General features: G+C 68.6%; 5 protein-coding genes. 3 read left to right on the forward strand and 2 right to left on the reverse strand.

The features are described from left to right. Positions 1-354 precede the first annotated feature (354 nt). The gene (locus tag AZOLI_RS22925; protein WP_044552826.1) at positions 355-1,641 is read left to right on the forward strand and encodes an MFS transporter; all 1,287 of its coding nucleotides are present in this window, start codon (positions 355-357) and stop codon (positions 1,639-1,641) included. A gap of 291 nt (positions 1,642-1,932) precedes the next feature. On the opposite strand, the gene AZOLI_RS22930 is transcribed toward AZOLI_RS22925, so the two are convergent. After that, positions 1,933-2,619 (reverse strand): HAD family hydrolase, encoded by a 687-nt coding sequence (locus AZOLI_RS22930; protein ID WP_244442641.1) that lies wholly within the window; start codon positions 2,617-2,619, stop codon positions 1,933-1,935. 269 nt (positions 2,620-2,888) lie between these two features. Between AZOLI_RS22930 and AZOLI_RS30525 the strand changes: the two genes are divergently transcribed. Beyond that, positions 2,889-3,368, forward strand: coding sequence for a MarR family transcriptional regulator (locus tag AZOLI_RS30525; RefSeq protein WP_014249577.1), 480 nt, complete (start codon positions 2,889-2,891; stop codon positions 3,366-3,368). Between the two features lie 43 nt (positions 3,369-3,411). On the opposite strand, the gene AZOLI_RS22940 is transcribed toward AZOLI_RS30525, so the two are convergent. Next, positions 3,412-18,993, reverse strand: coding sequence for a beta strand repeat-containing protein (locus AZOLI_RS22940; protein ID WP_014249578.1), 15,582 nt, complete (start codon positions 18,991-18,993; stop codon positions 3,412-3,414). Between the two features lie 341 nt (positions 18,994-19,334). Here AZOLI_RS22940 and AZOLI_RS22950 point away from each other — a divergent pair, with 341 nt between their 5' ends. Further along, positions 19,335-23,471: a peptidase domain-containing ABC transporter gene (locus AZOLI_RS22950; RefSeq protein WP_244442643.1), complete on the forward strand. Its 4,137-nt coding sequence runs from the start codon at positions 19,335-19,337 to the stop codon at positions 23,469-23,471. Positions 23,472-23,482: the final 11 nt, after the last annotated feature.

The raw sequence follows: 23,482 nt of genomic DNA on the forward strand, positions 1-23,482 counted from the left end.
AATCCGAACAGAAAGACCAGCCTTTCAACCCCTGGAAAAGTTGCATCGCAGCAAAGCAAAGGCCGTCGGCACCGGCCCCGATTATGCTGCAATTGCGAAGAAATCAGCGCACCGCACCATCAGCCTGCGACATTTTCGCTGAGGCCGCAGGCGGTCCGGGAAAACCACTTGATGCCTTCACTGATATATTAATATAACGCCTTCAACGCTGCTCCCGCCCTCTTGAAATCAAGCGGAAGCGTACCCGTCGCCCGGCACCGAACACCCGCTGGCAAGGCATCCCGGCCAAGGAAAGCCGTCCAGGGCCTGTACGTTGCGCACCGGCGCCTGCCGAAGCAGGCTTGTGAGGAAAAAATGAAGAAGATCCGTGGTTTGCGGTGGCAAATCCTTGCCCTGATGATGCTCGGCACCGTGGTCAACTACATCGACCGCAACACGCTGGGCATCCTGGCGCCGACGCTCAAGGAACAGCTCCATTTCACCACCGAGCAGTATTCCTTCATCGTCAGCGCCTTCCAGCTCTGCTACAGCCTGATGCAGCCGATTGCGGGTTACATCACCGACCTGATCGGCCTGAAGCTCGGCTACGCCATGTTCGCCTTCGTCTGGGGCACCGCGGCCGCCATGCATGCGCTGGCCGGCGGCTGGCAGTCGATGGCCTTCTTCCGCGGCCTGCTGGGCATCAGCGAGGCGGCCGCCATGCCGTCGGGCGTGAAGACTTCCACCCTGTGGTTCCCGGCCAAGGAACGTTCGATCGCCACCGGCTGGTTCAACACCGGCAGTTCGATCGGCGCGATGGTCGCCCCGCCCTTCGTCATCTGGCTGTCGCTGACCTATGGCTGGCAGGAAGCCTTCCTCGTCACCGGCCTGCTCGGCATCGGCATGTCGGCCCTGTGGTTCATGCTGTACCGCAACCCCGAGAACCATCCGCGCCTGACGAAGGAAGAGCACGCCTACATCCTGGAAGGCCAGGAGCATGTCGATCTGCCGAAGCCGTCGGTGAAGCGCGTGCTGGGCAAGGGCAAGTTCTGGAGCATCGCCGCCGCCCGTTTCCTGACCGAGCCGGCGTGGCAGACCTTCAGCTTCTGGATCCCGCTGTACATGGTCACCACGCGTGGCATGGACATCAAGCAGTTCGCCCTGTTCGCCTGGCTGCCCTTCCTGTTCGGCGATCTCGGCTGCATCCTCAGCGGCTACCTGTCGCCCTTCTTCGTGAAGCGCTTCAGGATGTCCCTGGTCAACTCCCGCATCGCCGGCGTCGGCATCGGCGCGGTGTGCATGGTCGGCCCGGCCCTGATCGGCTTCTCCGCCAGCCCGATCACTGCCATCTTCCTGTTCTCGCTGGGCGCCTTCGCCCATCAGATGCTGTCGAGCCTGCTCTACGCCCTGGTCACGGACACCTTCGAAAAGCAGGACGTCGCCACGGCGACCGGCTTCGGCGGCATGGCCGGCTACATGGGCGGCATGATCTTCTCGCTGATCATCGGCCAGCTCGCCACCACCATCGGGTACGAGCCGCTGTTCGCCTGCCTGACCGTGTTCGACCTGACCGCCTTCGTGATCGTCGCCCTGGTCCTGGGCGAGCGCGGCAAGAACGCCGCCCCATCGGTCCCGAGCCCCGCCACCGGCACGGCGGACTGAGCATCCGGCGGTTCCGCGATCCGAAACGCCCTCCGGCCCGGAAGCCGGGGGGCGCTTTTCGTTTGCGCCCCGGTCGAGCGGCAGCTGCACAAAAAACCAACCGGTTGCCGAACATGCTTGCCAAGCGAATGAGATATTAATATATTAGTCTTCGTACCGCTGGATGCGCCGTGGTCTGATCGCGGCACAACTTGTTGGACGTTCCTCTCGGACTTCAGAGCCGCCGGTTTCCCGACGGCTCTTTTTTTGCCCGCTCTACGGCGGGAGAAGCGACATTCGGACGGCGGTGGCTCAGCGACGCCCGCCGACCTCGTCCAGATGCGTCAGCATGTCGGCCGGATCCTCGTAGACGCGCAGGGCGCCGGATCGTTCCAGCTCCTCCCGGCCATAGCCGCCCGACAGCAGGCCGATGCCGAGCGCACGCGCACGCTTGGCCGCGATCATGTCCCATATGCTGTCGCCGACGACGAAGGCGCTCGCGATGTCCACGCCGATTCGGGCGGCGGCGGCCAGGAACAGGTCCGGATCCGGCTTGGCATATTGGACCTCGTCACGGGTCACCACCGCGGCGCGGCCGGGATCGACACCCAGCTTTTCCAGCGCGGGCCTCGCGGTCTCCATCCGTCCGCTGGTGGCGATCGCCCAGGGGATGCCCATGCCGGTCAGCGCGTCCAGCAGGTCCCGCGCGCCGGGAAGCGGCACGACTCCGGCGGCCAGCCGTTTGTAAGCGTCCGCATGGCGCCGCCGCAGCCGGTCGAGAAGATCCTGGTCGATGGCAAGCCCGGTCTCGCGCAGCAGCATGTTGGTGAACAGCCCGCCGCTCATGCCGATCTTGCGGTGGATGCGCCACACCGACAGCGCGATGCCCTCCTCGTCCAGGGCCTCCCTCCAGGCCAGCACATGCTGATACACGGTGTCCGTCAGCGTCCCGTCCAGGTCGAACAGGAAGGCGTTGGTCATGTGGGGAAAACTGGTCATGTCCCTCTGGTCCATCGGTTGGCTGGGCAAGATCGCCGAAGCCGGCATGCCCGACAGGAACAGACGTGGGGGCGACAGCCACGCTTCGCCAAAGAATTGCGACCGGTCGCAATGGATTTTCCTCACAGATAATCCGGGCGAACTTCACCACCCCTTGCACTACGCCTGCGCGAATACGGCCGCTTCCGCTGGCGGGTTGACTCCGATACAGTCCCCGGCAAAGCTCGCGACCGGCCGATTCGGCGTGGTGCTGGAAGTGGGAGACGTGCGTGTTGGAAACGCCACGGGGCGACGGGTGGACTGCCGACGATGATCTGGTCACTCTGCTGGATCATGTCAGCAGGCTTGTCTATGGCATCGGTTTCGCCGACGGGCTTTTCCCGGCGCAGTGGGTGGCGTTGCGCTATTTCCACGACTCGCCGGAACCGGCACGGACCCTGACGGCGCTGGCCCGGTTCCAGCGGATCCACCTCGCCCCGGTTTCGCGCACCGTCTCCACCCTGGTGGACAAGGGGCTGCTCGCCCGCCGACCGCATCCGGGTTTCAAGCGCGGCTGGCTGTTCGACCTGACCGAGGAGGGCCGGGCGCTGCTCGACCGCGACCCGCTGCGCCACTCGCTGGGTCCGCCCATCGCCGGACTGGCGGAGGACGAGCGGGCGATGCTGGGCCGCCTGATGAAGCGGATCATCGCCCACATGCAGGCAGAGCCCGAGGCGGAAGGCAGGGCGGAGCGCCCGCCGGTCGCCTGAGGCGACGGACGCGCCGACCGTCCGCACCCGCCGCACCGCTGCTTCAGTAGGTCAGCCTTTCGATGTTCTGCAGAACCAGCTGGTGATGGTTCTGGTCCTCCAGCGTGACCGTCGTGTCGGTGTTGAAGGTCAGCCCATGGCCCGAGGGGTCGACGGTGTAGGCAATCCCTTGGGCGTCGAGCTGCTGCAGCCAGTTGCCGCCGACATTGGCGACGAAGGCGCCGACCTCGACCACATCGGTCCAGCCAACGCCGACGCCGCCGTCGATGGTCAGATCGCCGTTGCGCGGCGCGAAGATGAACAGGTCGTCGCCATCGCCGCCCGACATGCCGGTCGTGGCGCTGCCGGCATGGAGGATGTCGGCGCCCGCGCTTCCGGTCATCGTAGTATCGCCCGAAACCAGCACCTCCAGCGCCATCGGGTCGCTGGACAGCCCCTGGCCGTCGCTGACCGTCACCTCCAGCGTCCGCGCGCCGGTGCCGCCGGGTGTCAGGGCGAGATGGCGGAGGATGTCGGTGTAGGTGGCGGTCGAGGCGTTTCCGGCCAGTGACAGCTGGTGGGTGGCGTCGTTCCAGCTGACCTCGATTCCCGTGCCGGACAGGGTCCTGTGGCCGGTGGCCGGATCGGTGTCGATGGTCAGGCCGGCCAGATCGAGCGTGTCGCCGGTCTGCGAGCCGGCCGCGATGCGGATCGACATGCCGGACATGACGCTGTTGTCCACGTCGGCGACCGTCGCATCGGCGGCCACCGCCGGATGACTGGCGGCATCGGCGGCGATGACGGTGGTGGCGTGGCCGGCGGTCAGGGTCGGCTTGTCGTTCACCGGATCGACCGTCACCGTCACGGTCCGCGTCACCGCGGCACTGTCGGCCCCGTCCCGGGCGGTCGCCGTGACCGACAGGGTGACCGGTCCGGCCGCGTCGGTCGGCGGGGTGTAGGTCAGGCCCGCCAACTGCGCGGTGGTGAGGGTCCAGCTGCCGTCGGCATTGTGGGTGCCGTGGTTCAGGCTGGCGCCCGCGGGCATGCCGGCGATCCGCACGCCAACCGTCTCCGACCCGTCGGTGTCGGTGGAGGCTGCGGTGATCGTCAATGCAATCGCCGTATCCTCATGCCCATTGACAGCCGAGACCACGGTCAGGTCGGGGGTGTCGGCCATCGGGGTCACCGTCACCGCCAGCGTGCCGGAGGTGGTCGCCGCCGCCGCGCTGCCGTCCGTCGACATGGCGGTGACGGACAGGGTGAAGCTGGTGCCGCTGTCGGGCGCCGGCCTGATCGCCAGCCCGGCCAGCTGGTCCGGCGTCAGCGTGATCGACCCGTTGGACGGGGTCAGCGTGTCCCCGGCCGTGTTGGTCAGGGTGGCTCCGGCCGGGATGTCCTTGACGGTGACGGTGAGCGTCTCCGAAAGGTCGGTCAGCGCCGGAGCGATGGACAGCGGGATCGTCCCGTCCTCCACCCCCGTGGCGGGCAGCAGAGCCAGGGTCGGCGCATCGGAGACGGCGGTCACCGTGACCGGCAGTTGCGCCACGATGGAGGCCGGCGCGGCGCTGCCATCCGTGGAAGTGGCGGTTACGGTCAGGGTGAAGTCGCCGTCGTCGTTCGGCGGCGGCTTGATCGCCAGACCGGAGAGCTGCGCCGCGGTCAGGGTGACGCTGCCGTTGACGACCGTCAGCGTGCCGTTGGCGGTGTTGGTCAGCTGCGCACCGGCGGGGATGCCGCTGACGGTGATGCTCAGCGTTTCCGAACCGTCGGTCAGGGCGGCGTCGATGGTCAGCGGGATCGCCGCATCCTCGTTGCCCGAGGCGGCGGCCACGGTCAGGGTCGGCGTGTCGGACAGCGGGTCGACCGTTACGGACAGCGTCTTGCTCACCTGAACCGCAGTGGCGCCGCCATCCTTGGCGGTGGCCTTGACGGTCAGGGTGAAGTCGCTGTCGCTGTTCGACGGCGGCTTGATCGCCAGACCGGCAAGCTGTCCCGGATTGAGCGTGATGCTGCCGCCACCGATGGTCAGAGTGTCGCCGGCGGTGTTGGTCAGGCTTGCACCGCTGGGGATGCCACTGATGGTGATCGTCAGCGTTTCCGACCCGTCGGTGTCGCCCAGCAGTGCGCTGATCGACATCGGGATCCGGGCATCCTCGTCCCCGGTCGCGGGCAGAACATCCAGGGTCGGGGTGTCGGTCACCGGCGCGACGGTGACCGGCAGCTGCGCGCTGGTGCTGACCGGAGTTGCGGTTCCATCGGCGGCGGTGGCAGTGACGGTCAGGGTGAAATCATCGTCCTTGTCGGGGGGCGGGGTGATCGCCAGACCGGCAAGCTGGCCGGGGTTCAGGGTGATGCTGCCGCCGGTGATGGTCAGAGCCTCTCCCGCGCTGTTGGTCAGGGTGGCGCCGCCGGGAATGCCGCTGATGGTGATGCTCAGCGTCTCCGATCCGTCGGTGTCGGTCAGCGCCGGGTTGATCGTCAGCGCAATCGCCGAGTCCTCGTTTCCGCTGGCGGCGGTGACGGTCAGGGTCGGGGTATCGGACGCCGCGTTCAGCGTGATCGGCACGGCCACCACCTTCGTCGCGGTGCTGCCGTTGGATTCGATGCTGACGGCGGTGACGGTCAGCGTGAAGTCCACGTCGCTGTTGGCCGGCGGGGTCAGCGACAGGCCGTTCAACTGGGCCGGCGTCAGGGTCCAGCTGCCGTCGCCGTTGCGGGTGCCGGCCGACAGCAGCGCGCCGGCCGGCACGCCGGCGATGGTCACCAGCCCCAGGCGCTCCGATCCGTCGATATCGGATAGGGCGACCGACAGGTTCAGCGGCAGGACGGTGTCCTCCGTCCCGGTCAATGCGCCCGCGGTGACGATGGGCTGGTCGGCGGCCGGATCGACGCTGACGCGGAACAGCTGGCTGGTGGTGGCGGTGACGCCGGTCGACTGCTCCTTCGTCGTCGCGGTCAGGGTCAGGTTGAAGTCGGTGCCGCTGTCGGCGGGCGGCAGCAGCTTCAGCCCGCTCAGCTGCGCCGCGGTCAGGTCGACCGCGCCGGCGGTGGGCGTCAGCCTGTTGCCGTTCGCATCGATCAGCACCGCGCCGGCGGGGAGGCCGGACAGGACGATGGCCATCGTCTCCGACCCGTCGGTATCGACCAGGGACGCCCTCAGGTTCAGCACGATTTCCGTGTCCTCGTCGCCCGAGGCATTGGCGACGATGACGGTGGGCGCGTCGGTCACCGCCGTGACGTCGACATGAATGGTGGCGGTGGTGGTGGCGGTGCTCTTGTTGGAGCTTTCCAGGCTGGTGGCGGTCAGAGTCAGGTCCATGCCGCCGGAATAGTTGCGCGGCGGCGTGACGGTCAGGCCGGACAGTTCCGACGGCTTCAGCGTCCAGGACCCGTCGCCGTTGTTGGAGCCCTTGTTCAGCACCGCGCCATCGGGCAAGCCGGACAGGATGACCGCCATCGTCTCCGACCCGTCGGTATCCATGAGGTTGGCCGACAGGTTCAGGGCAATGGCGGTGTCCTCCGCCCCCGTCGTGTTCTGGACGGTGACGTTCGGCGCGTCGGCGACGGCGGTGTAGGTCACGTTGAGGGTCTTGGACGACCAGGCCTCCGCCGCCGCGCCGTCCTTGGCGGCAGCATCGACGGTCAGCGTCACCGTGCCGGCGAAGTTGGCCGGCGGCGTCAGGGTCAGGGCGGAACGCTGCGCCGGTGTCAGGCCGGACAGGTCGTAGACGCCGTTGCCGAGCGACGTGCCCGCCGAAAGGGTGAAGCCGGCCGGAACCGTCACCCTGAGCGCGGTGATCGCCTCGCCGCCGCCGACCAGATCGGTGACCGCGGCGGAGATCGACAGGCTGGCGGCGTGGTCCTCCTGCACTGTGACCGAACTCGCGGAGATGGACGGGGCGTCGCTGACCGGCGCCACATCGACGGTCAGGGTCCTGGTCGCAGTCGCACGGTCGGCGTTGCTCGTTTCCCGCGCGACGGCGGTCACGCTCAGCTGGTAGGTGCCGCTCGCGTCGGCCGGCGGGGTGAATTTCAGCCCGGCAAGCTGGTTGGGTGTCAGCACCCAGCGTCCGGTGGTGGAATCCAGATATCCGGCCGACAGCGTGGCGCCGGCCGGCAGCCCTTCGATGACGACGCTGGCCAGGATTTCCGAGCCGTCGGTGTCGTCCAGCGCAGCGGCGATGTTCAGCGCGATGGCCGTGTCCTCGTTGCCGGTGGCCGGCTGCACGGTCAACAGCGGGCTGTCGGCGACGGCGGTGACGGTCACGTCCTGCGTCAGCGTGGTGTGGGCGTTGCTGCTGCCCGACGTCACATCGAGGGTGATCCTGAAATCGGCATCGCTGTTGGCTGGCGGCTTCAACGTCAGGCCGGCCAGCTGCGCCTTGGTCAGCGTGATGGAGCCGCCGGTGATGGTCAGCGTGTCACCGGCCGTATTGGTCAGGCTGGCCCCTGCCGGGATGCCGGACAGGGTGACGGCGGTCACAGTCTGCCAGTTTGCCAGACCGGCCTCGATGCCCAGGGCGACCGCCGAATCCTCGGCGGTGGTCACGGCGGCCGGCCGGTCGCTGCCGACGCTGGGGTCCAGTGGTGGCGGGGGCGGGGGCGGCGGGGGCGGCGGAGGGCTGGTGCCGCCGCCGTTGTTCCCGCCGTTCGAACCGCCCGGATCGGTCGAGCCGCCGCCGTTGGAACCGGTCGAGGTGGTCCAGCTCAGCACGAAGCTGTCGGACACGCTGGTGTTGCGGTCGCCCTCGCTTTCGATGCTGTAGGGTTTGACCGTCAGCGTCACGCTGGCCGTGTCGATGTTGGTGCCGGAATCGACGCTGTGGGCGATGCCGGCGGCATTGACATCCTTGACGGTCAGCTTCAATCCGCCTTCGGCCAGCGCCGCGGCATAATCGTCCGCGGTCAGCGTCCAGGTGCCGTTGCCGTTGTCGAGGCCGCGTGACAGCACCGTGCCCTTCGGAACGCCGGAGATGGTGACCGCCAGCTTTTCCGACCCGTCCGTATCCTGTAGGAAGGCGTTCAGGTTCAGCACGAGATCGGTCGGCACGGCCCCCGTCACCGTATGGTCGTCGACATGGTAGGGCACCGCCGATCCGTCGGCCGCATGCGACACCGGCGCGTCGGCCACCGCTGTGACGACGACCTTCGGGGCGTAGGTCCTGGTCAGGCTGTCGGTGCCGTCGACCACCGTCACCGTCACGGTGATGGTGAAGTCGTCGGCAGTGTTGGCCGGCACGATCAGCCGCAGGTTGCCGAGCTTGGCCGGATCGACGGTCCAGCTGCCGTCGGCATTGGCGGTCAGCGCGCCGGCATCCGTGCTGGTCAGCGTCGCCCAGGCCGGCAAGCCGGAGATGACGATGGCGGAGATATGCTCCGAATTGTCCACGTCGCTGGTGAGCGCCGAGATGCTCAGGGGAATGCCGCCGACGGCGTCCTCCTGCGCGCTGGCGCCGATGGAGACCCGCGGCTCGTCCGCCTTGGGATCGACGGTGACGATCAGGTCGCGGGTGTCCTTCAACACCCCGCCGGAGGTCACGCCATTCACCGTGACGATCGGCGCGCCGTTGCTGTCGGTGGTGATGACATCCACCTTCAGCGACACGGTGCCGGCGAAGTCCTTCTTCGTGGTCAGGGTCAGCTCGTCGCGATAGGCGACATCCACCGACCAGCGGCCGTTGCCGAGATAGACCAGCCCGCTCTCGTGCCCAGCCGCCAGCGACAGCCAGGAATCCGCCGGCAGGTTGCTGACGACCAGCGACAGCCGCTCCGACCCGTCATCGTCCAGCATCACCAGATCGCCGAGGCGCAGGTTGATCGCCGTGTCCTCGCTGCCGCGGGCGCTGAGCGCGCCGTTCGGCGTGACGGCGTCGGCGACGCCCTGCACCTCGACATGGACGGTCACCGCGGCGGCATCGGCGACGCTGCTGTTCGAGGATTCCGTCGCCCGGGCGGTGAAGGTCAGGTTGAAGCCGGTGTTGGAATTGGCCGGCGGGGTGATGGTCAGGCCGGTCAGGTCGGCCTGGGTCAGCACCCATTTGTCCAGGGCGGCATCGTAGCGGCCATGGTTCAGCGTGGCGCCGGCCGGCACGCCACCGACCAGGATGCTGAGGGTCTCCGACCCGTCGCGGTCGGTCAGGGCGGCGACCACCGACAGCGGAATCGCGGTATCCTCGCGCCCGACCGCGTCGGAGGCCGACAGAACCGGCGTATCGGCGACCGCGGCGACGGTCACCACCAGGGAAACCGGCGTCGAGGTGGCCGTGGTCGCGCCCTCCACCGAGGTGGCGGCGATTTTCAGCGTCACCGCGCCGGACCAGTTGGACGGCGGCGTGAAGGTCAGGTTGCTCAGCTGGGCCGGCGTCAGCGTCCAGCTGCCGTCGGCGTTGTGGATGCCGGCGGACAGCGTCGCCCCTTCCGGGACGCCGGTGATGGTGATGCGGTCCAGCGTCTCCCCCGTCAGGTCGGACAGCCGGGCATCGATGGCCAGCGCGATGGCGCTGTCCTCGGTCCCCGAAGCGGCCTGCGGGGTGACTATGGGGGCGTCGGCCACGCCGGTGACGGTGACCGTCAGGTTCGCCTGGGCCGAATTGGCGGTGGAGCCGTTCTCCCGCTCGCTGGAGGTGGCGACGACGCCCAGCGTGATGGTGCCGGAGAAGTCGCGCGGCGGAGTCAGGCGGAGGCCCGCCAGCTGCGCCGGGGTCAGCGTCCAGGTGGTGCTGCCGTCCGGCTGGGTGTTCGCCACCGTGCCGGCGCTGAGGCTCACCCCTGCCGGCACACCGCTGATGGTGATCAGGCTGATGGACTCGGAGCCGTCGGTATCGGTCAGGGCCGGCGTGATGGTCAGGAGGACCGAACTGTCCTCGTCCGTCGCCGCAGCGGCGGCCGTGACCGTGGGAGCATCGGCGACGGCGTCCACAGTGATGGTGCCGGTCGCCGTCTGCTCGCGGCGGCTCGCAGTGGCGCCGCTGCCGTCAATCGTCCCGACCTTCAGCGTATATTCGAGGTCGGCATCGGAATGGGGATCGGTGACGATCTTCAGGCCCCGGATTGTCCAGACCCCGGCGGTGGTACCGTCGGCCTGCAATGCCGAGGTCGGGATCGTCCAGCTGTAATTGCCGCCGGTGGGGCCGCTGCGCGTCAGAAGCACGCCGTCGAGGTAGAGCTTGGCGCCGCCGGCATCAAGTTGGGACGACGGGATCAGCAGGGTGATGCTTTCCACCGTCTCTGGGCTGGCGGCATCGACGTCGCTCACCGTGATGGTGGGGGCGAGCGCGATGCCGCCCGCCGCATCCTCGTTGCCGCGCGCGTTGAGCGTGGTGATCTGGAACGGGTCGGCGACCGGGGCGACCGTGATCGTCTGCACGGCGGTAGATGTGCCGCCGAAGGCGTCCGTCACCGTGAAGGTGAAGGTCTCCGTTCCGCTGAAATCGGCGTCCGGGGTGTAGGAGAAGTTGCCGTCGGCATTCACCACCAGGGTGCCGTGCGACAGGCGCACCGGTTGTCCGTTATCGCCGGGCCCCTTGTAGGTCAGCGTGTCGTCGGTGCGGCCGTTGACCGTGTCCTGGTCGGTCGCCCGCAGGGTGCCGGTGACGGCGTTGTCCTCGTTCGTCGAGGTGATGGCCGCCGTGGCGGACGGGGCATGGTTCAGCGCGGTGCGGACGCTGACCGGCTGGCCATCGACGTAAAGCTCCAGCTTCTCGAAATCCGCCACCTTGATGCCGAGGGCCGACAGGATGTCTGTGCTGGCGACATTCGTGTCGGTGGTCGCCGCCGTCGGGCTGGCCGCCGCCGTCTCGATCCGGTCGCGCAGGGTGCGCAAATCGGCCAGGATCGACGGATCGGACAGCTGGCTGGCGGTCAGCATCACCCGGAAGGTATCGATGCCGGTGTCGCCGTCCTGAAGGTCGGGCTTGGACGAGGTGCCGCCGTCTGTGCCCACGGTGAAGATCGACAGATCGTCGCCCGCCCCGCCCCGCACGGTGTCGGCGCCAGCCCCGCCGGTGATGGTATCGTTGCCGGCGCCGCCGATCAGGCTGTTGGCGACGCTGTTTCCGGTGATCGCATCGTCGAAGGCCGAGCCGGTGACGTTCTCCAGCTTGCGAAGAACGTCGGTGCCGTCGCCGGTGCCGACACCGGTCGCCAGATTGGCAGTCACCGGACCGGCGGAGGAGGCATAGGTCACCGTATCGTTGCCGTCGCCACCGTCGATGGTGTCGTTGCCGGAACCACCGGCCAGCAGGTCGTCGCCGGTTCCACCGTCCAGGCTGTCGTCGCCCAGCCCGCCAATCAGGGTATCCTTGCCGGCGCCGCCGAACAGGGTGTCGTTGCCGTCGCCACCGTCCAGGCTGTCGTTGCCCTGCGGCGTGTTGGTGAAGCTGATGGTCAGCGTCTTGGCCGCGCTGTCCGCGGTGCTGCTGTTCTCGGACTCCGCAGAGGTGGCGACGACGGTCAGGGTGATCGGGTGGGTGCTGTCACCTTCCTTGGCGGTCAGCGTGAGGCCCGTCAACTGGGCCTTGGTCAGGGTCCAGGTGGTGGTGCCGTTCGCTTCCGTCACAAAGGTGCCGGCACTCAGGCTGGCACCCGCCGGCACGCCGGAGATCGTCACCTTCGAGATCGACTCCGACCCGTCGGTGTCGGCCAGCGTGGAGGTGATCGACAATGCGGTGGTGAAGGTCCCGGTGCCGTCGCCATAGATGACGTCGTCACCACCGCTGCCCTGGATGGTGTCGTTGCCCGACCCGCCCGACAGCGTATCGTTGCCGGCGGTTCCGGACAGCGTGTCGTTCTGGCCGCTCGCCAGATTGTAGGTGACGTTGCCGGCGGTGAGCGTCGGCGTATCGGCGACCGCGACGACGGTCACCGCCAGCGTCTTCTGGACGACGACCGCGGTGGCATCCCCGTCCTTGGCGGTCGCGGTGACGGTCAGGGTGAAATCGTCGCCGCTGTCCTGCTTCGGCCTGATCGTCAGACCGGCCAGCTGTTCCCGCGTCAGAGTGATCGAGCCGTTGGTGACCGTCAGCGTGCCGTTCAGCGTGTTGGTAAGCGTCGCGCCGGTGGGGATGCTGCTGATGACGATGCTCAACGCTTCCGACCCGTCCAGATCGGTCAGGGCGGAGGTGATGTTCAGCGCAATCGCGGTGTCTTCATTGCCGCTCGCCGGATCGACGTCCAGCGTGGGCGTATCGGTGACGGGCCTGACGGTCACAACCAGGGGTTCGGTCCTGGTCGCCTCGACCGCGCTGCCGTCCTTCGAGACCGCGGTCACGCTGAGCGTGAAGTCGACATCGCTGTTCGGCGGCGGCGAGATCGTCAGCCCGGCAAGCTGCGCCGGCGTCAGGGTGATCGACCCGCCGGTGACCGTCAGGGTGCCGTTCAGCGTGTTCGCAAGCGTGGCGCCGGCCGGGATACCGCCGATGCGGATGGTCAGCACCTCCGACCCGTCGGTGTCGGTCAGGGCCGGGCTGATCGTCAGCGGGATGGCGCTGTCTTCGTTGCCGGTGACGGCCTGGACCGTCAGCGTCGGGGTGTCCGACAGGGCATCGACGGTGACGCGCAGGGTCTCGCTCCTGGTCGCCTCGATTGCGCTGCCGTCCTTGGCGATGGCGGTGACGGTCAGCGTGAAGTCGACATCGCTGTTCGACGGCGGCGTGATGGTCAGGCCAGTCAACTGGGCCGGGGTCAGCGTCCAGGTGGTGGTGCCGTCCAGCTGGGCAACCGAAGTGCCGGCGCTGAGAGTCGCGCCCGCTGGAACCCCGGCAATAGTGATGCTCAGCGTCTCCGACCCGTCCGTATCCGTCAGCGCCGACGTGATGACCAGCGGAATGGCACTGTCTTCGTTGCCGGCAGCCGCCGCAGCGGTCAGCGTCGGCATGTCGGTCACCGGATCGACCGCAACGCGCAGCGTCTCGCTCTTGGTCGCGGCAACGGCGGTGCCGTCCTCGGCGATGGCGGTGACGGTCAGCGTGAAATCGACGTCGCTGTTCGACGGCGGGGTGATGGTCAGGCCGGCCAGCTGGGCAGGCGTCAGCGTCCAGGTGGTGGTGCCATCCGGCTGGGTGACGGAGGTTCCGGCGCTGAGCGTCGCACCCGAAGGCACGCCGGCGATGGTGATGCTCAATGCCTCGGACCCGTCGGTGTCGGTCAGGGCCGGGCTGATCGTCAGCGGGATGGCACTGTCTTCGTTGCCAGTGACAGCCTGGACGGTCAGCGTCGGCCTGTCGGTGACCGGATCGACGGTGACGCGCAGGGTCTCGCTCCTGGTCGCCTCGGTCGCCGTGCCGTCCTTGGCGATGGCGGTGACGGTCAGCGTGAAGTCGACATCGCTGTTCGACGGCGGCGTGATGGTCAGACCGGCCAACTGGGCCGGGGTCAGCGTCCAGGTGGTGGTTCCATCCGGCTGGGTAACGGAAGTGCCGGCGCTGAGCGTTGCGCCCGAAGGCACCCCGGCGATGGTGATGCTCAGAGTTTCGGACCCATCGGCGTCCGTCAGGGCCGGATCGATCGTCAGCGCAATCGCGGTGTCTTCGTTGCCGGAGGCAGCCTGGACGGTCAGCGTCGGCGCGTCCGACACCGGGTTCACCGTCACCAGAAGCGGCTCGCTCCTGGTCGCCGCGACGGCCGCCCCGTCCTTGGCGATGGCGGTGACGGTCAGCGTAAAATCGACATCGCTGTTCGGCGGCGGCCTGACGGTCAGGCCGGTCAACTGCGCCGGGGTCAGCGTCCAGGTGGTGGTGCCGTCAGTCTGGCTGACGGAGGTGCCGGCACTGAGGGTCGCGCCCGCTGGAACACCGGCGATGGTGATGCTCAGCACCTCCGAGCCGTCCGTATCGGTCAGGGCCGGATTGATCGTCAGCGGAATGGCGCTGTCTTCGTTGCCGGTCGCAGCCTGAACCGTCAGCCTCGGCGTATCGGTGACCGGGGCGACGGTGACGCGCAGAGTCTCGCTCTTGGTCGCCTCGACTGCGCTGCCGTCCTTGGCGGTGGCGGTGACGGTCAGCGTAAAGTCGACATCGCTGTTCAGCGGCGGCGTGATCTTCAGGCCCGCCAGCTGCGCGGGCGTCAGGGTGACCGACCCGTTGCCGATGACCAACGCGTCGCCGGCCGTGTTGCTGAGGCTCGCTCCGGCCGGGATGCCGCTGATGGTGATCGTCAGCGTTTCCGACCCGTCCAGATCCGTCAGGGCGGGAGTAATGCTCAGCGGAATGGCACTGTCTTCATTGCCGGTCGCAGCGGTGACGGTCAACGTCGGCCTGTCGGTGACCGGATCGACCGTGACGCGCAGAGTCTCGCTCCTGGTCGCCTCGACTGCACTGCCGTCCTTGGCGATGGCGGTGACGGTCAGCGTGAAGTCGACATCGCTGTTCGATGGCGGCGTGATGGTCAGGCCGGCCAGCTGGGCAGGAGTCAGCGTCCAGATGGTGGTGCCGTCCGGCTGGGTGACGGAGGTGCCGGCGCTGAGAGTCGCCCCCGTCGGAACCCCGGCGATGGTGATGCTCAATGCCTCGGACCCGTCGGTGTCGGTCAAGGCCGGGCTGATCGTCAGCGGGATCGCACTGTCTTCGTTCCCGGTGGCGGCCTGGACAGTCAGCGTCGGCGTGTCAGACACGGGATCGACGGTGACGCGCAGGGTCTGGCTCACCGGCACGGCAGTGGCGACGCCGTCCTTGGCGATGGCGGTGACGGTCAGCGTGAAGTCGCTGTCGCTGTTCGGCGGCGGCGTGATGGTCAGGCCGGTCAGCTGTGCAGGAGTCAGCGTCCAGGTGGTGGTGCCGTCCGGTTGGGTGACGGAGGTGCCGGCGCTGAGGGTCGCACCGGCTGGAACCCCGGCGATGGTAATGCTCAGCGCCTCGGACCCATCGGTGTCGGTCAGGGCCGGGCTGATCGTCAACGGGATGGCGCTGTCTTCATTGCCCGTGGCGACCTGGACGCTCAGCGTCGGCGTATCGGTGACCGGGGCGACGGTGACGCGCAGTGTCTCGCTCCTGGTCGCCTCGGCTGCGCTGCCGTCCTTGGCGGTGGCGGTCACCGTCAGGTCGAAATCCACGTCGCTGTTCAGCGGCGGCGTGATCTTCAGGCCCGCCAGCTGCGCCGGCGTCAGGGTGACCGACCCGTTGCCGATGACCAGCGCGTCGCCGGCCGTGTTGCTGAGGCTCGCTCCGGCCGGGATGCCGCCGATGGTGATCGTCAGCGTTTCCGACCCGTCCGGATCCGTCAGGGCCGGATTGATCGTCAGCGGAATGCCGGCGTCCTCGTTGCCGGTCGCAGCGGCGACGCTGAGGGTCGGCGTATCGGTCACCGGATCGACCGTAACGCGCAGCGTCTCGCGCTTGGTCGCGGCAACGGCGGTGCCGTCCTCGGCGATGGCGGTGACGGTCAGCGTGAAATCGACGTCGCTGTTCGACGGCGGCGTGATGGTCAGGCCGGCCAGCTGCGCAGGAGTCAGCGTCCAGGTGGTGGTGCCATCCGGCTGGATGACGGATGTTCCGGCGCTGAGCGTCGCACCGGCTGGAACCCCGGCGATGGTGATGCTCAGCACCTCCGAGCCGTCCGTATCCGTCAGGGCCGGATTGATCGTCAGCGGAATGGCGGTGTCTTCGTTGCCGGTCGCAGCGGTTACGGTCAACGTCGGCATGTCGGTGACCGGGGCGACGGTGACGCGCAGGGTCTCGCTCCTGGTCGCCTCGGTCGCCGTGCCGTCTTTGGCGATGGCGGTGACGGTCAGCGTAAAGTCGACATCGCTGTTCGACGGCGGCGTGATTGTTAGGCCGGCCAGCTGGGCCGGAGTCAGAGTCCAGGCGGTGGTGCCGTCCGGCTGAGTGACGGAGGTGCCGGCGCTGAGGATCGCCCCCGCCGGGACACCGGCGATGGTGATGCTCAGCGTTTCGGATCCGTCGGTGTCCGTCAGGGCCGGGTCGATGACCAGCGGGATGGCCGTGTCTTCATTGCCCGCGGCGGCCTGGACCGTCAGCGTCGGCGTATCCGACACCGGGTTCACCGTCACCTGCAGCGCTTCGGTCCTGGCCGCCGCGACCGCCGTCCCGTCCTTTGCGGTGGCGGTCACCGTCAGGGTGAAATCGACATCGCTGTTCAGCGGCGGCGTGATCTTCAACCCGGCGAGCTGCTCCGGAGTCAGGGTGATGGAGCCGGCGGTGACCGTCAGCACCCCGTTCAGATCGTTGGCGAGGGTGGCACCGGACGGAATGCCGGCGATGGTGACGGTCAGCGCCTCGGTGCCGTCGGTATCGGTCAGCGCCGGGCTGATCGTCAGCGGGATCGCCGTATCCTCATTGCCCGCCGCGGCCTGGACGGTCAGCGCCGGAGTGTCCGACACCGGGTTGACGCTCACCGACAGCGTCTTGCTGACCGACACCGGGGCGGCGACGCCGTCCTTGGCGGTTGCGGTCACCGTCAGGTCGAAATCAACGTCGCTGTTCAGCGGCGGCGTGATCTTCAACCCCGCCAACTGCTCCGGGGTCAGGGTGATCGTCCCGTTGCCGATGACCAGCGCGTCGCCGGCCGTGTTGGACAGGCTCGCTCCGGCCGGAATGCCGCCGATGGTGATCGTCAGCGTTTCCGACCCGTCCAGATCCGTCAGCGCCGGGTCGATGGTCAGCGGAATGCTGGTGTCTTCGCCGCCGGTGGCCGCCGCGACGCTCAGCGTCGGCGTATCGGTGACCGGATTGACCGTGACGCGCAGGGGGGCGCCGGTGCTGGCGGGATCGGCCCCGCCATCCCGCGCGGTGGCGGTGACGGTCAGGGTGAAGTCACCGTCGCTGTTCGGCGGCGGCGTGATGGTCAGGCCGGCCAACTGGCCGGGCGCCAGCGTGATGGAGCCGTTGCCGACCGTCAGCGTGTCGCCGGCATTGTTGCGCAGGCTGGCGCCAACCGGGATGCCGCTGATGGTGATGCTCAGCGATTCCGAACCGTCGGTGTCGGTCAGGGCCGGATCGATGACCAGCGGAATGCCGGTGTCCTCATCACCAGCCGCGGCGGTGACGCTCAGCGTCGGCGTGTCGGACACCGGATTGACGGTGACGCGCAGGAGCGCGCTGGTGCTGACCGGGGTGGCGGTTCCGTCGGTGGCGGTGGCCGTGACGGTCAGGGTGAAGTCGGTATCGCTGTTGTTCGGCGGCGTGATCGACAACCCGGCAAGCTGTGCCAGAGTCAGGGTCGCCGTGCCGTTCACCACCGCCAGCGCGCCGCCGGCATTGCGCAGAACCGCCCCATCCGGAATGCCGGACATGGTGATGGTCAGCGTCTCCGACCCGTCGGTGTCGGTCAGGGCCGGGCTGATCGTCAGCGGGATCGCACTGTCCTCGCTGCCGCTCGTCGCCTGGACGGCCAGGGTCGGCATGTCGGAGGCCGGGTTGACCGTGACCAGCAGCGGGGCGCTGGTGTTGGCTGGTGTAGCGGTACCATCGGTGCCGGTCGCCGTCACCGTCAGGATAAAGTCGGCATCGCTGTTCAGCGGCGGCGTGATCGCCAGCCCGGCGAGTTGGCCCGGTGCCAGCGTGATGGAGCCGTTGGCAATCGCCAGCGTCTCGCCGGCCGCGTTGGTCAGGACTGCGCCGGCCGGGATGCCGCCGATGGTGATGCTCAGCGTCTCCGACCCGTCGGTGTCCGTCAGGGCCGAACTGATGGTCAACGGAATCGCCGTGTCCTCACCCCCAGTCGTGGCGGCGACGCTCAGCGTCGGGATGTCGGACACCGGATTGACGGTGACCGGCAGGGTGGCGGTGACGCTGGTCGGGGCTGCGGTGCCGTCGGTGCTGGTCGCGGTGACGGTCAGGGTGAAGCTGTCGCCGCTGTTCGGCGGCGGCGTCAGGGTCAGGCCGGGAACCTGCGAGGAGATCAACAGGATGGTGCCGTTCACCACCGTAAGGATGGTGCCGGAGGCGTCGCGCAGGACCGCTCCGTCCGGAATGCCCGACAGGGTGACGGTCAGCACCTCCGTCCCGCCGGTGTCGGTCAGGGCGGCATCGATGTTCAGGGCGATGGCGGTGTCCTCGTCGCCGGACACGCCGTTCACCGTCAGATTCGGCGCGTCCGACACCGGGGCCGCGGTCGCCGCAGCGGGCAGGTCGCCGGCGGCCGCCGCTCCGTCCTGGAGAAGGACGGGCGCCGCGATGGCGGGGAGGGTCCCGTCGCTGATGATCTGCTCGGGCGTCTCGGGAACGGGGATATCGGACGGGAATGCCGGCAGTTCCGTGAAAGCGGTGGTCGTGCGTGCATTGGAGAGCAGCTCCGCCCGCTCGACCGCATCGCCGGTCGCTTCGCGGCTCTCCTCCGTCGACAGCCCCGACCCGTCGGGTCCGGACGGACCGGAACCCAGCGTGCCTTCCGTGCGCAGCACATCGCCGGTCAACAGGGCCGCCATCGCCGCCCGGTCGGTCGCCACCGCCACCGTCTCGCCGACCACCTCGCCGGTCTGTACGGCACCGCCGATCATCAGATCCTCGGCGCCGCGATAGTCGGTCTGGACATAGCCGAGCGTATCGTCGGGCCGCTGCAGGTCCACGGAACTGGCCTCGTGGATCACGCCGCCCAACCGGGTCGCGTCGACCTGCTGGAGGAGGGTCAGATCGTCCAGGATCTGGCGGTCGTCGACCGCCGGGGTGTTGCCCTGAACCGCTTCCTCAGCCATCGGACCGCTCCATAAGTCGGGTGCAAAATCGCGCCACGTGACTTGTCACGACCCTAGGTTCTAGCGTTCTTTGTTGCTTGTGATAAGCAACTTCCTGTGATGATTTTCAACAGCTTGGCTGACATCACGCCCGCCACCGCCCCCACACTCATATGCATACGCACGACTAAAAGCCTTTTGAGAATCATGGTTTAATGCCCCTTCCGCGCAGTTTCGAAAGGGCTGCGCGCAGGAAGCTTCGTCGCTCGGTTGCCTTTTATTGCTATTCGTCGATTTACCTATCACTAGCAATTATGCTGTTGATTGGCTGCTCGGTTAACCCTGTGCCCAGGTTGGTCGTTTTGCAGCCCGCATCCCCGTCTGCCACCCGCATCGAACCGTCAGCCGCCACCGCGTCGGCGAAGACCGCATCGGCGAAGACCGCATCGGCGAAGTCCGCATCGGCAAAGTCCTCTGCCGCCCGTGACCGCGCGGCGGAGAAGGCCGCGCGCCGCCTGCTGTCCGGCATGCTGGGTCCGCGCCGGGACCGGGCGATGCTGGTGCTGGCCTCCTTCGCGCTGAACGTCTTCGGGCTGGCACTGCCGGTGACGTTGCTGCACGTCTATGACCGCATCCTGCCCAACGAGTCCTACGGCACCATGCTGCTGCTCGGTCTCGGCTGCGGGGCGGCGGCGGTGATGGAGGCGATCCTGCGGGTGGCGCGCTCGGCGCTGACCACCTGGATGGGCGCCCGGATCGAACACCGGTCGAGCGCATCGCTGATCGACCGGCTGATGCGCATGCCGTTGAACGCCTTCTCCCAGCAGGGGATCGGCACCCATTTCGAGGTCTACCGCGCCATCAAGATGGTGCGCGAGTTCTACTCGGGTCAAGCGCTGCAATCGGCCATCGACATCCCCTTCGCCGCGCTCTACCTGGGCCTGATCGCGTTGCTGGCGGGCTGGCTTGTTCTGATCCCGCTGGGGGTGCTGGCGCTGTTCCTGGCGGTCGGCGCCGTCCTGGGCCGGCGGATGCGCCGGGCGCTGGAGAACCGCCATGTGCTGGAGGAGCGGCGCCTGAACTTCATCAGCGAGGTGCTGAGCGGCGTCCACACCGTCAAGGGGCTGGGGGCGGAAGCCGGCCTGCTGCGCCGGCACGAGCGCCTTCAGCAGGGCTGCAGCGAGGAGGACTTCACCGTCGCCCGGCTGAGCGGGTCCGCCTCCGTCGTCGCCACCACCCTGTCGCAGGCGACGATGATGCTGGTGGTCATCCTGGGCAGCGTGTCCGTCATCGACGGAATGATGACGACCGGTGTGCTCACCGCCTGCTCGATGCTGGCCGGGCGCTGTGTCCAGCCGGTGCAGTCCCTGTTCGACCGCTGGGTGCGTTATCAGTCGGTGTCGCTGTCGCTGCGCCGCATCGGCCATGTCCTGCTGGAGGTCGGATCCGACGGCGGCACGCTGCGGGTCGGGGATGGGGCCGCGACCGCCGGCGCGGTGGCGGAACCGCTCGTCCCCGGCACGATCGAGATGGACAAGGTCCGTTTCGCCTATGACCGCGGGCCGGAGATCCTGACCGACCTGTCGCTGAGCGTCGGGCCGGGAGAGTTTCTAGGCGTCGTGGCGACCAATTCGACGGGCAAGACGACCCTGCTGCGCCTGATCCTGGGCGTGCTGCGGCCGAACTCCGGCGCGGTGCGGGTGGGCGTGCGCAGCAGCACGGAAACCGACGCCATGATCGGCATCGGCGGCGTCGTCTATGTCGGCGAGCAACCGGAGCTGTTCAAAGGCACCATCCTGCAGAACCTGACGTTGTTCGACCCCGGCCGGGCCGATCTGGCGATGGAGGTCTGCCGGCGCCTCGGGCTCGACCGCCGCATCGCCAGCCTGCCGCAGGGCTACGAAACCATCGTCGGCGACGCCTCGCAGGAGGCGCTGCCGCGCGGCGCCCGCCAGATGATCTGCCTTGCCCGCGCGCTGGTCCGCGAGCCGGCGGTGCTGCTGCTGGACGAGCCGAACTCCTCCCTCGACACCGAATCCGACAAGTTGTTCCGCCGCGCGCTGGAAGAGCTGCGCGGCAGCGTCACCATTCTGCTGGTCACCAGCCGTCCGTCGCTGCTGACGCTGGCCGACCGGGTGGTGCAGATCGTCGATGGCCATGCGGTCAGCCGCGGCCCGTCCGGCAACGAGACCATGGGCAGCCCAACCGCCCTCGTCGCCTCCAACCCGGCGCCATCGGTGGCCGGCGGGTCCGGCGCACCGGATGCCGAGCCCATCCGCGCCGCCCATGACGACGGCGACATCCTGCGCCGCCGGCTGGCGGAAGCCTCGGCGGTGGGCGCCTGCATGGTGCCGCTGCTGGATGCGCTCGGCTGGCGCGGCGCCCCGCAGACCCTGGCGGAGGCGCTGCCCCACTTCTCCGAGGTTCAGACGGTCGAGGAGCTGTGCGACGTCCTCCAGCGCCTGCATTTCGAGGGGCGCAGCCTGCGCATCGACCTCGCGCGGCCGGACCCGTCGCTGATGCCCTGCCTGTTCCGCAGCCGCGACGGCGGCGTCTATACGCTGCTGTCCGCCGATGCCGATGGAGTCGTCGCCTTCAGCGGCCAGTCGCGCGAGACGGTGACGCTGAATTACGGCAAGGGCACCGCCTATGCCTTCACCGCGCTGGAGACCACGGCCGGCGCCGGGACGCAGAACTGGGTCGGCACGGTCATCCACGGCTATGTGCCGCTGCTGTGGGCGGTGCTGGGCTTGAGCGCCGTCATCAACCTGCTGTCGGTCGCCGCGCCGCTGTTCACCATGGCGATCTACGACAAAGTGATCGCCACCGGGTCCTTCGACACGCTCGCCACCATCGCGGTGGGGGCGGCCCTGGTGATCGGCGGCGACTTCGCCCTGCGCCAGATCCGCGGCCGGGCGCTGGCCCATGCCGGATCGCGCATCGCCCGGACCATCAGCAACGCCACCATCGACCGCATCCTGATGCTGCCGGTGGGCATGAGCGAGCGCGCCGCCATCGGCACGCAGATCGCCCGGGTGAAGGACCTTGAGTCGATCCGCGACTTCATCAGCCAGGGGCAGGTCGCAGCGCTGTTCGACGTACCCTTCGCCCTGTTCTACCTGGGCGTCATGGCCGTGCTGGGCGGGCCGCTGGCGTTGGTGCCGCTGGCCGCCGTGCTGATCACCGCCGCCATCGGCGCCGCCGTCCACCCGCTGGTGCGCGCCCGCACCGGAACCACCGCCCGCGCCGACACCGAGCGGCAGGAATTCTTCGTGGAGATGGTCGCCAAGATGCCGGCGCTGCGCGCCATCGGCGGGCTGGCCCATTGGCGCGACCGCTACGACCGCCTGTCCGCCCGCACGGCATTGTCGGGCCACACCGCAGCCAACCTGTCGGCCACCCATGCGGCGCTGGCCGGCCTCGTGGTGCCGGTCGCAGGATTGGCCACCGTCGGCGTCGGCGCGCTCCAGGTCTTCACCGGCGCGATGACGCCGGGCGCGTTGATGGCGTCGATGATGCTGCTGTGGCGGGTGATGGTGCCGCTGCAGACCGCCGTGTCCATGCTGCCGCGCATCGAGCAGCTGCGCGCGAACGCCCGCCAGATCAACGGCCTGATGAGCATCCGGCCGGAGCGCGAGCCACGCTGCGCCACCCTGCAGCCGCGCAGGCTGAAGGGCGAGGTGTCCTTCTCCCGCGTCTCATTGCGCTACCGCAACGATGCCGATCCGGCGCTGGTCGGCGTGTCCTTCACGGTCAAGCCGGGGCAGATCGTCGCCATCGTCGGGCCGGACGGCGCCGGCAAGTCGTCGCTGCTGAAGGTGATGCTGGGGCTCTATGCACCGCAGGCCGGCAACGTGCGCATCGACGGCGTCGACATCCGCCAGATGGACCCGATCGACCTGCGCAAGTCGGTCGGCTATGTCCCGCAGGCCAGCGCCCTGTTCTACGGCACCATCGCCCAGAATCTCCGCTTCGCCGACCAGACCGCCGACGTGTCCGAACTGCGCTGGGCGCTGTCGCTGGCCGGCGCCCTGGACGAGGTGGAAGCGCTGCCGCGCGGCCTGGACACCCGCATCGGCGACAACCAGTCGCTGCGCCTGTCGCCCAGCCTGACGCAGAAGATCTGTCTGGCCCGCGCCTATATCCGCCGGCCGCGCATCCTGCTGCTCGACGAGCCGGCCATCCGGCTGGACTTCGACGGCGACAAGGCCCTGCATGCGGCGCTTTCGGCACTGCGCGGGCACAGCACCATCTTCCTGGTCACCCACCGGCCGAGCCACCTGACGCTGGCCGATACGGTGCTGACCATGGATGCCGGCATGATCGCCCCCGCCAACTCGGCCGGCGGCCTGCCCGGCCCCCGGCCCGTCGGTCCGGGTTCAGGCCCCGGTGCCGGCCCGGCGGGGGGCAACAGCGTCGCCAACGGCATCGCGGGAGCGCTGCTGGGCGGGATCGGGCTGCAACGCCCGCCCGGCGTCGCCGCCACGCCCCAGCGCTGATCCGCCGCCTT

This window comes from Azospirillum lipoferum 4B (assembly GCF_000283655.1).
GTDB classification, from domain to species: domain Bacteria; phylum Pseudomonadota; class Alphaproteobacteria; order Azospirillales; family Azospirillaceae; genus Azospirillum; species Azospirillum lipoferum_C.